The 15,846-nt window shown below is 57.6% G+C and carries 13 protein-coding genes; 7 read left to right on the forward strand and 6 right to left on the reverse strand.

What is annotated here, in order from left to right; all coding sequences use genetic code 11:
- Window positions 1-6: 6 nt before the first annotated feature.
- Entirely contained in the window at window positions 7-903 is an 897-nt protein-coding gene (locus tag ACN28Q_RS15685; protein ID WP_095847192.1) for a LysR substrate-binding domain-containing protein, read from the forward strand.
- A gap of 38 nt (window positions 904-941) precedes the next feature.
- Here the strand turns inward: ACN28Q_RS15685 and ACN28Q_RS15690 are convergent, their stop codons facing one another.
- Window positions 942-1,523 carry an NAD(P)H-dependent oxidoreductase gene (locus ACN28Q_RS15690; RefSeq protein ID WP_095847193.1) on the reverse strand — a complete coding sequence of 194 codons (582 nt, stop codon included), beginning with the start codon at window positions 1,521-1,523 and terminating at the stop codon, window positions 942-944.
- A gap of 297 nt (window positions 1,524-1,820) precedes the next feature.
- Between ACN28Q_RS15690 and parC the strand changes: the two genes are divergently transcribed.
- From parC to ftsP, 3 genes are all read left to right on the forward strand, one after another.
- Complete coding sequence (gene parC / locus ACN28Q_RS15695) at window positions 1,821-4,088, forward strand: DNA topoisomerase IV subunit A (RefSeq protein WP_095847194.1); 2,268 nt, start codon at window positions 1,821-1,823, stop codon at window positions 4,086-4,088.
- Between the two features lie 323 nt (window positions 4,089-4,411).
- On the forward strand, window positions 4,412-5,146 hold the full coding sequence (locus ACN28Q_RS15700; protein ID WP_095847195.1) for a 1-acylglycerol-3-phosphate O-acyltransferase: 735 nt from the start codon (window positions 4,412-4,414) through the stop codon (window positions 5,144-5,146).
- Between the two features lie 129 nt (window positions 5,147-5,275).
- On the forward strand, window positions 5,276-6,688 hold the full coding sequence (gene ftsP / locus ACN28Q_RS15705; protein WP_095847196.1) for a cell division protein FtsP: 1,413 nt from the start codon (window positions 5,276-5,278) through the stop codon (window positions 6,686-6,688).
- Between the two features lie 804 nt (window positions 6,689-7,492).
- Here ftsP and dkgA read toward each other — a convergent pair.
- The 3 genes from dkgA to ACN28Q_RS15720 form a co-directional block, all read right to left on the reverse strand.
- Complete coding sequence (gene dkgA / locus ACN28Q_RS15710; RefSeq protein WP_095847197.1) at window positions 7,493-8,314, reverse strand: 2,5-didehydrogluconate reductase DkgA; 822 nt, start codon at window positions 8,312-8,314, stop codon at window positions 7,493-7,495.
- A 239-nt stretch (window positions 8,315-8,553) separates the two neighbouring features.
- Entirely contained in the window at window positions 8,554-9,717 is a 1,164-nt protein-coding gene (yqhD, locus tag ACN28Q_RS15715; RefSeq protein WP_095847198.1) for an alcohol dehydrogenase, read from the reverse strand.
- 3 nt (window positions 9,718-9,720) lie between these two features.
- Window positions 9,721-10,461 (reverse strand): NADPH-dependent oxidoreductase, encoded by a 741-nt coding sequence (locus ACN28Q_RS15720; RefSeq protein WP_095847199.1) that lies wholly within the window; start codon window positions 10,459-10,461, stop codon window positions 9,721-9,723.
- A 210-nt stretch (window positions 10,462-10,671) separates the two neighbouring features.
- On the opposite strand from ACN28Q_RS15720, the gene ACN28Q_RS15725 reads away from it, so the two are divergent.
- On the forward strand, window positions 10,672-11,589 hold the full coding sequence (locus tag ACN28Q_RS15725) for an AraC family transcriptional regulator (RefSeq protein WP_095847200.1): 918 nt from the start codon (window positions 10,672-10,674) through the stop codon (window positions 11,587-11,589).
- A gap of 63 nt (window positions 11,590-11,652) precedes the next feature.
- Here the strand turns inward: ACN28Q_RS15725 and ACN28Q_RS15730 are convergent, their stop codons facing one another.
- Both ACN28Q_RS15730 and metC read right to left on the reverse strand, forming a co-directional pair.
- Entirely contained in the window at window positions 11,653-12,306 is a 654-nt protein-coding gene (locus tag ACN28Q_RS15730; protein ID WP_095847201.1) for a DedA family protein, read from the reverse strand.
- A 307-nt stretch (window positions 12,307-12,613) separates the two neighbouring features.
- Window positions 12,614-13,804, reverse strand: a complete 1,191-nt coding sequence (gene metC, locus ACN28Q_RS15735; protein ID WP_095847202.1) for a cystathionine beta-lyase — start codon at window positions 13,802-13,804, stop codon at window positions 12,614-12,616.
- A gap of 441 nt (window positions 13,805-14,245) precedes the next feature.
- Here metC and exbB point away from each other — a divergent pair, with 441 nt between their 5' ends.
- On the forward strand, window positions 14,246-15,247 hold the full coding sequence (gene exbB, locus ACN28Q_RS15740; protein ID WP_165907042.1) for a tol-pal system-associated acyl-CoA thioesterase: 1,002 nt from the start codon (window positions 14,246-14,248) through the stop codon (window positions 15,245-15,247).
- 3 nt (window positions 15,248-15,250) lie between these two features.
- Window positions 15,251-15,673 (forward strand): TonB system transport protein ExbD, encoded by a 423-nt coding sequence (gene exbD, locus ACN28Q_RS15745; protein ID WP_095847203.1) that lies wholly within the window; start codon window positions 15,251-15,253, stop codon window positions 15,671-15,673.
- Window positions 15,674-15,846 lie beyond the last annotated feature (173 nt).

Raw genomic sequence — 15,846 nt, forward strand, 5'->3', positions numbered from 1 at the left:
GAATGCATGAAAATCACCCTTGAAGAACTCCTGGCATTCACCGCGGTGGTGGATTGCACCTCGATTACCGCGGCAGCCGAACAGCTTGGCCAAACCGCTTCCGGCATCAGCCGCGCCCTTAGCCGGCTGGAGAAAAAGCTCGACACCACGTTGTTGCGCCGCACGACCCGCCGCCTTGAATTGACCGAAGAAGGGCAAACTTTCCTGAGCCACGCCCGTGAAATCATCCGCTCGGTTGAAAATGCCGAGGAACAGATGGCGTTACGGCGCACCTTGCCGGCCGGCCGGCTGCGGGTCAATGCCGCAGCGCCGTTTATGGAGCACGTGATTGTGCCGCTGGTGGCCGGGTTCCGCCGTCAGTTTCCGCAGATCACGCTGGAGCTGAATACCGATAACCTGTTTATCGATCTGCTGGAAAAGCGCACCGATATTGCGATTCGCATCGGCACCCTGCGCGATTCTACCCTGCACGCACGCTTGCTGGGCTACAGCACGCTGCGCATCCTGGCCAGTCCGGAATACATTGCCCGTTTTGGCGCGCCACAGCGCGTGAGCGACCTGCATGACCATTGCTTACTGGGCTTTAGCCAGCCGGAATCGCTGAATCAATGGGCGCTGCGCGACGAGCAGGCGGAATTTTTCACCATCACGCCGACCATTTCGGCTTCAAGCGGGGAAACCCTGCGGCAACTGGCGCTGTGTGGGGAAGGGATCGTGCAACTGTCGGATTTCATGACGCGGGAAGATCAGCGCGCCGGGCGGCTGGTGCCGCTGCTGAAAGCGCAAACCCAGGGTGGGCACCGGCCAATTAACGCAGTGTATTATCACAATACCCCGCTGGCGGCGCGAATTACCTGTTTCCTGGACTACGTAAGCGCCCATATCGACGCCCAGCACCTGTAGCGGCAACGCCCACCCGCGGTGCGGGCGGGCATGTGCGGTCAGGCAAACACGTTGCCCAGGTGCGCCTTATAGTTGGCGATGAACGTTTCGATCTGCGGATCTTTGATCACATCGTTGCAGATGAAGGTTGGCAGCGCTTCCATGCCCAGGAACTGGTTTGCCTTGTGGAAGTGCAAGTACACGCCGTCGACGCCCACCCCATGGAAGAACTGATCCGGATCGGTAAAAGCTTCCAACGGGGCGTTCCAGGTCAGGCTTAGCATGTAAGTTTTGCCTTGCAGCAGGCCGCCGGAGCCGTATTTTTTGCTGGCGTCGGAGCGGGTGCGGCCATCGCTGGCATACAGGCTGCCGTGGCCAACGGTAAAGACTTCGTCGATGTATTTTTTCAGGATCCAAGGCTCGCCCATCCACCAGCCGGGCATTTGGTAGATGACCGTATCGGCCCACTGGTATTTCTCGATTTCCGCGGCGATATCGTAGCCATCATCGACAACGGTGACTTTAACGTCGTGCTGTGCGGCGCGCAGCACGTTTTCCGCCACATCGCTCAGGGTTTGGTTTAACCGGCCTTCAGAATGGCCGAACTGTTTTTTTGCATTGATAATCAGTATGTTGCTCATCGTCTGTCATTCCTGTCCGATAAAAAGAATTTTTCCCTGCACATGCCGTACAGAACTTACGCTGACTGCCAGTGTAATACTTAGCAAGAAAAGGGAAAATGAGATCCAGCGCACAACAGTCTTGACTAAAAATCAATAAAAGCGCCCGGCAGTAGCGCCATTTTGCACAAAATAAAATTTTGCCCGGCGCCGGTGAACGAGAAATGCACCAATTGTGACAGTGACCCGCAGATGGGGTACTATCGCGGGCAAGAATCGACAAGCATTGCCAAGCCACGGTCTGAGGATATTTGAGTAATGAGCGACCTGACTCATGACGGTGTAGAGCGTTTACCGCTGCACACATTCACTGAAAACGCCTATCTGAACTATTCCATGTACGTCATCATGGATCGGGCGTTACCGTACATTGGTGACGGCCTCAAGCCGGTACAGCGCCGTATCATCTATGCGATGTCTGAGCTGGGGCTGACTAACAGCGCCAAGTTCAAAAAATCCGCCCGTACTGTGGGTGACGTGTTAGGTAAATACCACCCGCACGGCGACAGCGCCTGCTATGAAGCCATGGTGCTGATGGCGCAGCCGTTTTCGTACCGTTACCCGCTGGTTGACGGCCAGGGCAACTGGGGCGCGCCGGACGATCCCAAATCTTTCGCCGCGATGCGTTATACCGAATCGCGCCTGTCGAAATACGCCGAGGTGTTGCTGAGCGAGCTGGGCCAGGGCACGGTGGACTGGGTGCCGAACTTCGACGGCACGATGCAGGAACCGAAAATGCTGCCGGCGCGCCTGCCTAACGTGCTGCTCAATGGCACCACCGGCATCGCCGTGGGGATGGCGACCGATATCCCGCCGCATAACGTGCGCGAAGTGGCCGCCGCTGCGGTGGCGCTGCTGGAGAAACCCAACGCCGGCCTGGACGAACTGCTGGAGTTTGTGCAAGGGCCGGATTTCCCGACCGAAGCCGAGATCATCACGCCGCGCGACGAACTGCGCAAAATTTACCAGAATGGCCGCGGTTCGGTGCGTATGCGCGCCATCTGGAAAAAAGAAGACGGCAGCGCGGTGATCACCGCCTTGCCGCACCAGGTTTCTGGCGCCAAGGTGCTGGAACAGATCGCCAGCCAGATGCGTGCCAAGAAGTTGCCGATGGTAGAAGATCTGCGTGACGAATCCGATCACGAGAACCCGACCCGGCTGGTGATTGTGCCGCGTTCGAACCGTGTGGATTTGGATCAGGTGATGAGCCACCTGTTTGTCACCACCGATCTGGAGCGCAGCTACCGCATCAACATGAACATGATCGGCCTGGACAACCGCCCGGCGGTGAAAGGGCTGGTGGAAATCCTGACCGAATGGTTGGCCTTCCGGCGCGAGACGGTGCGCCGCCGCCTGAACTACCGGCTGGAAAAAGTGCTCAGGCGCCTGCATATCCTGGAAGGTTTGCTGGTTGCGTTTCTCAATATAGATGAAGTGATCCACATCATCCGTACCGAGGACGAGCCGAAGCCGGTGCTGATGCAGCGCTTTAGCATTACGGATACCCAGGCGGAAGCGATCCTGGAACTGAAACTGCGCCACCTGGCGAAGTTGGAAGAGGTGAAAATCCGCGGCGAGCAGGATGAGCTGGCGAAAGAGCGCGATCATTTGCAGGCGCTGCTGGCCTCTGAGCGCAAGCTGAATACGTTGATCAAAAAAGAGATCCAGGCGGATGCGCAAACCTATGGCGACGATCGCCGCTCACCGATTACCGAGCGCGCCGAAGCCAAGGCGATGAGTGAGCACGATTTCGTGCCGTCCGAGCCGGTGACCATCGTGCTGTCCGAGATGGGCTGGGTGCGCAGCGCCAAAGGCCATGACATCGATCCGATTGGCCTGAATTACAAAGCCGGCGACAGCTTCCGCGCCGCCGCGCGCGGCAAGAGCAATCAACCGGTGGTGTTTATCGACTCAACCGGGCGCAGCTATGCGCTTGATCCGCTGACGTTGCCCTCTGCCCGTGGGCAGGGCGAACCGCTGACCGGCAAGCTGACGCCGCCGCCGGGTGCCACCATTGAACAGGTGATCATGGCGCCGGACGAGCAGCGGCTGCTGATGGCGTCCGATGCCGGCTATGGCTTCGTCTGTACCTTCAGCGATCTGGTGGCGCGCAACCGCGCCGGTAAAGTGATCATCACCCTGCCGGATAACGCCAAGGCGTTGCCGCCGCTGGAGATTTATAGCGACGACGATATGCTGCTGTCGATCACCAAGGCGGGGCGCATGCTGATGTTCCCGGTGGCCGATCTGCCGCAGCTCTCGAAGGGCAAGGGCAATAAAATCGTTTCTATTCCTTCGGCGCAGGCATCTTCCGGCGAGGATATTCTTGCCTGGCTGTTCGTGCTGCCGCCGCAGACTTCCGTTACCCTGCACGTCGGTAAACGCAAGCTGACGCTGCGGCCGGAAGATTTGCAGAAGTTCCGCGCCGAACGTGGCCGCAAGGGCACGCTGTTGCCGCGCGGGCTACAGCGGATCGATCGCGTCGAGCTGGATATGCCGCCGCGTGCGGATGCCAGCGAGGAGTAATACAATCCCGGGCGCGGCTGCATGCTGCGCCCGTTTTCCCTTGGGTGCCGGTATATACCCAAAATAATTCGAGTTGCAGGAAGGCGGCAACGCAGCGAATCCCCAGGAGCTTACATAAGTAAGTGACTGGGGTGAGCGAGGAAAGCCAACACCCCTGCAACTTGAAGTATGAAGGGTATAGTTAAATCAATGACGTTGAAACGCATAAATATATTGTGCGCGGCGGCGGCCGGCAGGAAAATAGCCCGAACCCACGGGGTATAAATAAGCAAAGAGCGGCGCAGCAGTTATCGCTGTGCCGGCAGTGTGCTAAAGAGGTTGTTATGTTATTAATTTTACGTGCCGTTTTCGTCACTCTGTTTTGTATTTTGGTGTGCGTTTTCGGTTCTATTTATTGTTTATTTAGCCCGCGTAACCCCCGCCATGTCGCTACCTTTGGGCATTTGTTTGGCCGGTTGTCACGCGTATTGGGGCTGAAGGTTCTGGTACGCAAGCCCGCGGCGGCGGCTAGTTACGGCAACTGCATTTATATTGCCAACCACCAGAATAATTACGATATGGTCACGGCGTCGAATGTAGTGCAGCCGCGGACGGTGACCGTCGGTAAGAAAAGCCTGGCGTGGATCCCTTTTTTTGGGCCGCTGTATTGGTTGGCCGGTAACTTGCTGATCGATCGGGATAACCGTGCCAAGGCGCATGGCACCATTGCCCAGGTGGTTGAGCAGATTAAGAAAAAGAACATTTCAATCTGGATGTTCCCGGAAGGTACCCGTAGCCGCGGGCGTGGGTTGATGCCGTTCAAAACCGGCGCTTTCCACGCGGCCATTTCCGCCGGGGTGCCGATTGTGCCGATCTGCGTCTCCAATACCAGCAATAAAATCAGTCTGAACCGTTGGAATAACGGCCACGTGATTGTTGAAATGCTGGAGCCGGTGGATATCAGCCAGTATGGCAAGGAAAACGTGCGCGAATTGGCGGCGCATTGCCACGATCTGATGCAGGCAAAAATCGCCGAATTGGATGCCGAAGTCGCCCAGCTTGAAGCGGCTAAAAAATAACATTATCCGCTGGCGTTAAAACAGGTATTTTAAACAGCACTGGATGCTGTTAACGCTTAGGCCCCCTGATGATCCCTGGGGGCTGGCTTTTTTGCACATGGTCAATCTTTGTTTTTTAATGGAGAGTTTATGTCACTCAGTCGACGTCGGTTTATTCAGGCATCGGGTCTGGCGCTGTGTGCGGGTAGCGTGCCGCTGAGGGCTGAAGCGAAAGGAACGCAGACCCCTTTACCTGTTCCCCCGTTGCTGGAATCACGCCGGGGCCAGCCGCTGTTCTTAACCCTGCAGCGTGCCCATTGGGCCTTTATGGATAGCCGCAAAGCCTCCGTGTGGGGCATTAACGGCATGTATCTTGGGCCAACGGTGCGGGTATACAGCGGCGATGACGTTAAGCTCATCTATAGCAACCGGCTGTTGGAACCGGTTGCCATGACCATTAGCGGCCTGCAGGTGCCAGGCACTCTGGCCGGCGGCGCGGCGCGCATGATGTCCCCCGGCGTTGACTGGGCGCCGGTGATCCCCATCCGGCAGGCGGCGGCCACCTGTTGGTATCACGCGAATACCCCCAACCGTATGGCCCCGCACGTGTATAACGGCCTGGCGGGCCTGTGGCTGGTGGAAGACGCCGTCAGCAAGGCGTTGCCGCTGCCGAACCATTACGGCGTGGACGACTTCCCGCTGATTATTCAGGACAAGCGCCTGGATAACTTCGGTATGCCGGAATACGATCCGCCGGGGCAGGGCGGCTTCGTCGGCGACACGCTGTTGGTCAATGGCGTGCAGAACCCCTACGTTGAAGTGTCGCGTGGCTGGGTGCGCCTGCGTTTGCTGAATGCGTCCAACTCGCGGCGCTATACGCTGCAATTGAGCGACGGCCGGCCTTTCCATGTGATTGCCAGCGATCAGGGCTTCCTGCCTGCACCGGTGGTGGTGCAGGCGCTGATGCTGGCGCCGGGGGAACGGCGTGAAGTGCTGCTTGATATGTCGACGGGCGATGAAGTGACGATCAGCGCCGGCGAGTCGGCGGGCATTATGGATCGCCTGCGCGGCCTGTTCGAGCCATCGAGTATTCTGGTGTCGACGCAGGTGCTGACGCTGAAGCCCACCGGGCTGCTGCCGCTGGTGACTGATAATCTGCCGATGCGCCTGATGGCGGATCAGTTGCTGGATGGCAACGCGGTACGTTCGCGCGAGTTCCGCCTGGGGGATAGTCTGGCTGGCATCAACGGCGCGATCTGGGACATGAACCGTATTGACGTGCAGGCGAAGCAGGGCACCTGGGAGCGCTGGACGATCCACGCCGATACGCCGCAGTCGTTCCATATCCAGGGCGTGCAGTTCTTGATTAAACGGGTGAATGGCGCACAGCCGATGGCGGAAGACCGCGGCTGGAAAGATACGGTGTGGGTTGACGGCGATGTCGAGCTGTTGGTGTATTTCCCGCAGGTGTCTTCAGAGCACTTCCCGTTCCTTTACTACAGTCAGACGCTGGAAATGGCCGATCGCGGTTCTGCCGGCCAGTTTGTGGTTCAGCCGGCGTAGCCTGCCCTCACCCCAACCCTCTCCCAAAGGGAGAGGGAGCAGCCCGCGCCCGTATTCATGTTAAGTGACTAATTCTCGCTTTCTGTTAGAACGTGCATATTGATGACGAGACTGTGTTAGAAAGTGCAGGGGGGAGTCATAGCTGAGTATTTGCACTATCGGCTCCCTCTCCCAACGGGAGAGGGAGCAGCCCGCGGCCGTATTCATGTTAAGTGACTAACTCTCGCTCTCTGTTAGAACGTGCATATTGATGACGAGACTGTGTTAGAAAGTGCAGGGGGAGTCATAGCTGAGTATTTGCACTATCGGCTCCCTCTCCCAAAGGGAGAGGGAGCAACCCGCGCCCGTATTCATGTTAAGTGACTAACTCTCGCTCTCTGTTAGAACGTGCATATTGATGACGAGACTGTGTTAGAAAGTACAGGGGGAGTCATAGCTGAGTATTTGCACTATCGGCTCCCTCTCCCAAAGGGAGAGGGAGCAACCCGCGCCCGTATTCATGTTAAGTGACTAATTCTCGCTTTCTGTTAGAACGTACATATTGATGACGAGACTGTGTTAGAAAGTACAGGGGGAGTCATAGCTGAGTATTTGCACTATCGGCTCCCTCTCCCAAAGGGAGAGGGAGCAGCCCGCGGCCGTATTCATGTTAAGTGACTAACTCTCGCTCTCTGTTAGAACGTGCATATTGATGACGAGACTGTGTTAGAAAGTGCAGGGGGGAGTCATAGCTGAGGATTTGCACTATCGGCTCCCTCTCCCTTTGGGAGAGGGTTGGGGTGAGGGAAAAGGGAAGGCGATGACTTAAAACGTATCTGGATTCGGCCCCAGGCGCTTGCCGATATCCAGCTTGGCTACCTGGCTTAGCTCATCCTTATCCAGCTTAAAATCAAACACGTCGAAGTTTTCCCGAATGCGCGATGGCGTAACGGACTTTGGTATCACGATCAGGCCGTTATCCAAATGCCAGCGCACCACGATTTGCGCCGGCGTCTTGCCATATTTCTTCGCCAACTGTTTGACGATCGGTTGATCGAATACCCCGGCGCCGCCCTGCGCCAGCGGGCTCCAGGACTCAGTGGCGATTTTGTGGGTCGCGTTCCAGGCGTGGAGCTGGCGCTGTTGCATCAGCGGATGCAGCTCAATCTGGTTCACCACCGGGATCTCGCCGGTCTCGTCCAGCAGGCGCTGCAGATGCGGCATGTTGAAGTTACACACGCCGATGCTTTTCGTCAGCCCCTGTTCGCGCAGTTTGATCAGCGCGCGCCAGGCATTAACGTATTGATCCTGCGCCGGCTGTGGCCAGTGGATCAGATAGAGATCAACATAATCGAGCTGCAGTTTTTTCAGGCTGGTTTCCAGCGCCGCCTGCGGGTTGCTCTGATCGTCATTCCACAGCTTGGTGGTGATAAACAGTTCGTTACGCGGGATTGCCGTGGCTTGCAGGGCGCGGCCGACGCCTTCTTCGTTTTTGTAGATTGCCGCCGTATCGACCGAGCGATAACCGGTCTCCAGCGCGCAGGCTACCGCGTTGGTGGTTTCTTCAATGCTCGCCTGCCAAACGCCAAGGCCTAACTGCGGCATCAGATTGCCATCGTGCAGTTTGATGATGGATTGCGTTGTCATGCGTCTCTCCTTTTAACCTGATTGCCGGCGTGGTAAATGCCGGAAAGATTCTCGTTATATTTTAGATGGCAAAATGGCCGTCTGCCGGTTTTGCCGGTGCCCCGCGTTCCCACTGGCGAAGAATGAAAAAGTAAACAGAATATGGCAGAAACGCCGTGGTGCGGGGAGTGCAGCCGGCGCGGAGCCGGCTGCGATAACGAGCTGGAAACTAAAGCCTAGCAGGAAATCGCGGATCGTGATCAGCGTGCGGCTTCATAAATGCGCTGACTGACAGCCAGCGTAATGTCCTGGCGCTCGCCCAGCGCGGTCATTCCGTGCTCTTTCAACTTGTTAAGCAACGCTGGGATGCTGCTGCCGTCGAGCTGGTAATCGGCCATCCGGGTGGCAACGCCCATTTTTTCGAAGAAAGCGCGGGTGGCGGCGATCGCCGCGTCAATGCGGCTGTCTTCGCTGCCTTCGCGCAGCCCCCAAACGCGATCGGCATATTGCAGCAGTTTTTCGCGTTTTTGCGCCTTTTTCTCTACCAGCAGCGCCGGCAGGACGATCGCCAGCGTCTGGGCGTGATCCAGGTTGTGCATCGCGGTTAGCTCATGGCCAAGCATATGGGTCGCCCAATCCTGCGGCACGCCGGCACCGATCAGGCCGTTAAGCGCTAAGGTAGCGCTCCACATCACGTTGGCGCGCACCGCGTAGTTTTCCGGCTCCGCCAGCGCGCGCGGACCTTCTTCGATCAGCGTCAGCAGCAGGCCTTCGGCAAAGCGATCCTGCACCTTGGCATCGACCGGGTAGGTCAGGTATTGCTCAATGGTATGCACGAAGGCATCAACGACGCCGTTGGCGATCTGGCGCGGCGGCAGCGTATAGGTGACGACCGGATCGAGCACGGCAAACAGCGGCTGAACATAGGGTGAATGGAAGTGTTGCTTATCGCCGGTGGCTTTGCGGGTGATCACCGCGCCGCTGTTGGATTCCGAGCCGGTGGCCGGCAGGGTGAGCACGCAGCCCAGCGGCACCGCGTGGGTGACCTCGTGGCCCAGCGTTTGCAGGATGTGCCAGGGATCGCTGGCGGCGGTGTAATGCGCTGCGGCTGCGATGAATTTGGTGCCGTCGACCACCGAGCCGCCGCCTACGGCCAGCAGGAAATCAATCTTTTCATCGCGCACGATGTTGACGGCTTTCATCAGCGTTTCATAGGTCGGGTTTGGCTCAATGCCGGAAAATTCACGCACGTCGCGGCCCGCCAATGCGGCATAGACCTGATCGAGCACGCCATTTTTCTTCACGCTGCCGCCACCGTAGGTGATCAGGATGCGCGCATCGGCCGGGATCTGTTTGCTCACTTCGGCGATCTGCCCTTGGCCAAACAGAATCTTGGTCGGGGTATGGAGAATAAAGTTTTGCATGGGTTATTTATCCAGTTTAAAGCCTTGTTTTTGAATCGCGGGCAGCACATCCGGGTAATAAACATGCTGATAATAGCTGGCGGTATTGTGGCCCCAGTCATCGCCGTCGCTGCGGCCGATTTTCTGCCAGTAAGCCGCCAGCGTTTGGTTATAGGCGTTGATTGCCGCCGGCAGCGCTTCCGGGTGGTAATGTTCGTCATGGCGGAAGCTGGCGATAGGCAGGCGCGGCTTTTGGTGCGCCGGTTGGTCAACGTAACCGAGCACCAGACCCACCACCGGGAACGTAAGCTCCGGCAGTTGCAGCAGTTCAATCATCGCCTGCGGGTTGCGGCGGATACCGCCAATCGGCACGATGCCCAGCCCATAAGAGCGGGCGGCGGTCATTAACGCGCCCAGCGCGATACCCACATCGGTGGTGCCGGAAATCAGGCTTTCGATGCTCTGATGCGCCACCTGTTGTTTGCCGCTCATTTCGATGCCGAGCCGGGTTTTGTACATGTCCAGCACCACGGTAATAAAGACCGGCGCCTGGGCAATCCACGGCTGGCCGCCGGCCAGTTCGGCGATACGCGCCCGCTGTTTGGCGTCGCGGGTGACCACCAGCGATACCTGCTGTGAGTTGACGGAGGTCGGCGCCAGGTGCGCGGCGGCGATGATGTTGTCGAGGATATCGTCGGCAATCGGTTTATTCAGGTAGCTACGTTCGCTGCGGTGGCTGGTGAGCAGTTCTATAGTCTGGTTCATAACGTTCCTGCCTTTGAGTTGAAGGTCCCTTAGGCCGGCGTGTTTTGGCAGCGCCGGGCATTCTCAATGGTTTTATTGTCAGCAAGCCGGGCCGGTATCGCAATGCACATTCCTGTTGGTATCTTGCCTATTCCTACATTTGTCTGTAGGAATGTGATTCTTTTTATTATGATTGATGCTAGGTTATTCTTGAAGTTTATAGGGGGGGCGATGACAGACATTGATGCGCTGCGCAGCCGTATGGCAAGCCAGGCGGCGCGCTTTGCCAGGGGCAACGGCTACACGCCATCACCGGTGCCGCAGGTGAAGATTTTATACGTGGATCAGCACCGCCCGCGCCAGCCAGTGATGTATGAGCCAGGTATCGTGATCGTGTTCCAGGGGCATAAGGTGGGCTACTGCGGCAATAAGGTGTTCCGGTACGATCCGCGTAATTACCTGGTGATGACGGTGCCGCTGCCGCTTGAATGCGAAACCTTTGCCAGCCAGGAGCAACCGCTGGTGGGGATGGCGGTGAATATCGATACGCAGATGCTGCAGGATTTGCTGATCGACATCGGCGACGATGATTTCCTGATGAAGCCACATGCCGAGAGCACCGGGATGAGCTGCGCCGTCTTAACCGATGAGATGCTGTGCGCCACCGAGCGCTTGCTGGACGTGATGGCGCGCCCGCTGGATGCGCGCGTGCTGGGGCCAAAGATCGTGCGGGAAATCCTGTACTATGTGCTGTTGGGCCGTTGCGGCGCATCCTTGCAGGAGCTGGTTAACCGCCAGACGCACTTTAGCCAGATCGCCAAGGCGCTGCGGCGTATTGAGCGCCAGTATGCGGAAAACCTGAACGTCGAAACGCTGGCGAGCGAAGTGAACATGAGCGTGTCGGCGTTCCACCATAATTTCAAAGCGGTGACCAATACGTCACCGTTGCAGTATGTGAAATCCTACCGGCTGCATAAGGCGCGGTTGCTGATGGTCTTTGATGGCCTGAATGCCAGTACGGCCGCCAACCGCGTGGGGTATGAAAGCGCCTCCCAGTTTAGCCGGGAGTTCAAGCGTTTCTTTGGCATTACGCCCAGTGATGAACTTGCCCGCCAGCGCGACGGCAATGGCACCGTGGTGGTTGATTAAAGCAGAAAGCGGAAGCGCCCAACCGGCGTGCTGCTGCGCCGGTTGAGGAGACGCGCGTTAGGATTAGGCGCGTTTTTTACGCCAGATCACCAGCATGCCGCCCAGCAAACCGATGGTCAGCAACGCCAGGGGCAGGATCATCAGCCCGGTCATAACCTGGCTTTCATAGCGTTTAACCAGGGGGATCTGGCTGAAGGCATAACCCAGGCTGACCACGGCGGTAACCCAAATCAGCCCGCTTAGCCAATTGAACAACTGAAAGCGCGCGCTGTTCAGGCCGGAAATGCCTGCCATGGTCGGCAAAATAGTGCGCACAAAGCCAAGGAAGCGGCCGATCAGCAGCGCCGTCAGGCCGTGGCGGTTGAACAGCATATGCGCCCGCTGGTGGTATTGGGCGGGGAGCTGCAGCAGCCAACCTTTAACTACACTGGTGTGGCCGAGCCAACGGCCCTGCAGGTAGCTCAACCAACAACCCAGGCTGGCGGCGATGGTCAGGATCAGCAGCGTTGGCACATAGCCCATCACCCCTTTGGCGATCAGCGCCCCGGATAATAGCAATAGACTGTCGCCGGGCAGGAAAGACGCCGGCAGTAAACCGTTTTCTAACAGCAGGGTGGCGAAAAGCACTGCATAAACCACCCAAAGCACGCCGGGATTGGCCAGGGCCGCAAAATCCTGTTGCCAAAGCGCGTGAACAATCTCTTTTAATACTTCCATTCTCTGTCCCGTTGCGCCTGGTCACTTTCTGGAGGCTATTTGGTCTATACCCATTGCTTTTGGCACGGCGGCGGCCCGCCTTCGGCGCCGCAGCTAACCGCTGGCGGGCGAAGGCACACCGGTATCGGGTGGTAACGCACCTGAGGATTTACGCGTTTACGGCTTTGCCGCCGTGCCAATCACTATGGGTATCGCGATTAACAAAACTGCCCACAGTGTAACGCTATTCGCGGTTGCGAACATTAAACGACGTGCAGAAATATGTATCAGGAAACAAAATTACTGCACAAATCGTTGAGGTTGCCGCTTAGTGGTTGATCCGTTCGAAGCCGGCCGCCAGATCGTCAATCAGATCTTCGATGTTTTCCAGGCCGATATGCAACCGCACCAGGGTACCGCTGAAGTCGATGCCGCCTGCCGGGCGGATAGCCGCCAGTTCTTCCGGCTGGTTGGCCAGGATCAGCGATTCAAAGCCACCCCAGGAATAGGCCATGGTGAAATGGCGGAAATTATCAAGATAGTCGGCAAGCTGCTGGTCGCTTAGGCGCTGCTTGAGCACAAAGGAGAACAGCCCGCTGCAGCCGCTGAAATCACGCTGGTAAAATTCATGCCCTTTGCTGCCGGGCAGCGCCGGGTGGTTCATTCGCGCCACTTCCGGCCGTGCCGCCAACCACTGCGCCACCGCGATGCTGCTTTGCTGGTGCTGCTTAAGGCGCACGCCCAAGGTGCGCAGGCCGCGGCTGGCCATGTAGGCGGTATCGGCATCCACCATTTGGCCCATCAGGTAGGAGTATTCACGCAGTTGATCCCAACAGCGAGCGTTGGCAACGGCGGTGCCGAGCATATAGTCGGAATGGCCGATAATGTATTTGGTGCCCGCCTGGATGGAGATATCAATATCGAACTCCAGCGCCTTGAACAGCACGCCGGCAGCCCAGGTATTGTCGATCATGATGACGACTTCGGGGTTAACCGCCCGCACCGCTTGCACGATGGCCGGGATATCCTGGACTTCCATGGTGATGGAACCGGGGGATTCCAGAAACACCACCCGGGTATTGGGCTGCACCAGATCGCCGATGGCGGCGCCAATCAGCGGATCAAAATAGGTGGTGCTGACGTTCATGCGCCCGAGAATATGGGTGCAAAAATCCTGCGTAGGCTCATACGCCGAGCCCGTGACCAGTACATGGTCGCCGGCGCTGACGAATGATAAAATGGCGTTGGATACCGCGGCCGCCCCGCAGGGGTAAAGTGCGCAGCCGGCGCCGCCTTCCAGTTCGGTCATTGCCTCCTGAAAGGCAAAATGGGTGAGCGTGCCGCGGCGGCCGTAAAACAGCTCGCCCTTCGCACGGTTGGCGGTGGCGTGCTTTTTGGCGGCCACGGAATCGAACACCAGTGAAGAGGCGCGTTGCGTCACCGGGTTAACGGCGCCCTGGGTATAGCGTTTTGTACGGCCTGCGCCGATCAGTGCGGTTTCGATATGTTCTGATTTCATCTGTGGCTCACCTTGGTTACGCTTCACTGCTGGTCATGTTGATGGCCTTTACGTTAACATGGTCAAGAATAGCCATCCAGACGTTTTAACTGCTATGGTGGCAAGTGGCTATAATCTGCTACGCTGGGGCACAGTAGCGCAGCATCATGCTGTTTCAAGCTGCAAGATGTGGCCCGTTAGCCTGCGGGAATGTGAAGCGTCGGCGCCGTTATAGCGGTTTTTTGTTAACCTTTTTAGGCGCTGATGTTGCATGGTAAGGGGATGTATTTCCCTGCTTTTATTGTGGAAGCATCATTTTTTTTCCACAGATGCATTATTGCGCAAATAATAATGATAACTACTATCAATTCACGGTCGGTTTGATATGATCGCAGGCTGATTTATTCTCTGGTTTTTTATTCGGTACATTCTCTAATTTTCGGTAATGGGTGGAGGCGCAGCGTGAAAACGGCTGGCAAAGCGATGAATCAAGGATCTCACGGTACTGGCCGGGGAGTATGGGATGCAATCGGGCGCAGTGTCATTGCGCCGATGGTGTTAATGATGGGGCTGGCAGGCTATGTGCATGCTGCGCCGGCAACGGCACCGGGCATTGCAGAAAGCGCTGCGCCGGCGGCAACGCCCGCGCCCTCCGCGCCTGAAAATGCAGCACCGCCGGTTACTGCGCCCGCAGCAGCGGCGCCGGTGACGCCGCAGCAACCGGCCAATGCGCCGGCTGAAATGCTAAGCACCGATCTGTCGGTCTGGGGCATGTATGAGCACGCCGATGCCGTGGTGAAAACGGTGATGATTGGCTTGGTGTTGGCCTCTATCGTGACCTGGACCATTCTGTTTGCCAAAGGCAGCGAACTGTTCCGCGCCAAACGCCGTTTACGCCGCGAGCAGCAGGCGCTGGCCGAAGCGCGTTCCCTGGATGAGGCTGCTGAACTGGCGCAGCAATTCTCGGCGGAAAGCATCAGCGCCGCCCTGCTGAACGACGCGAAAAACGAACTGGAGCTGTCTGCCGATTCTAACGATAACGGCGGGATTAAAGATCGCACCGGGTTCCGCCTGGAGCGCAAAGTGGCGGCCTATGGCCGGCATCTGGGCCGCGGCAACGGCTTCCTGGCCACCATCGGCGCGATCTCGCCGTTTGTCGGCCTGTTCGGCACCGTGTGGGGCATCATGAACAGCTTTATCGGCATCGCCCATTCGCAAACCACCAACCTGGCGGTTGTGGCGCCGGGGATCGCCGAAGCGCTGTTGGCTACCGCTCTGGGCCTGGTGGCGGCTATCCCGGCGGTGGTGATTTACAACATTTTTGCCCGTGTGATTGGCGGCCACCGTGCCCAGGTTGGCGATGTGGCGGCGCAGGTGCTGCTGTTGCTCAGCCGCGATCTGGATCTGGAGGCCACGGCAGAAGCAAAGCGCTCTCAGCACGCACATCAACTGCGGGTGGGTTGAGTTATGGCGATGCACTTGAATGAAGATATCGACGACGCGGGTGAAATGCATGACATCAACGTCACGCCGTTTATCGACGTTATGCTGGTGCTGCTGATTATCTTTATGGTCGCAGCGCCGCTGGCGACGGTGGATGTCCGTGTTGATCTGCCTGCGTCTTCCGCCAAGCCGCAGCCGCGCCCAGAAAAGCCGGTATTCCTGTCGGTAAAAGCCGATGGGCAACTGTACATCGGCGAGCAGACGGTCACCTATGAACAGTTGGTTTCCGTGCTGGAGCAACAGACCAATTTCGATAAAGAAACCACCATTTTCTTCCAGGCTGACAAGAGCGTGAACTATGAAACCCTGATGCGCGTAATGGATACCTTACGTCGCGCGGGCTATCTGAAAGTTGGGCTGGTGGGGATGGAGAGCGTCAGCAAATAGTATCTACCCAAAATAATTCGAGTTGCAGGAAGGCGGCAACGCAGCGAATCCCCAGGAGCTTACATAAGTAAGTGACTGGGGTGAGCGAGGAAAGCCAACACACCTGCAACTTGAAGTATGAAGGGTATCGCGGTAGGGTGCCGCCGCGGCTATCAAGCCAGCCAGTTTCCCTG

Origin of the sequence: Gibbsiella quercinecans (genome assembly GCF_002291425.1) — a bacterium.
GTDB classification, from domain to species: Bacteria; Pseudomonadota; Gammaproteobacteria; order Enterobacterales; family Enterobacteriaceae; genus Gibbsiella; species Gibbsiella quercinecans.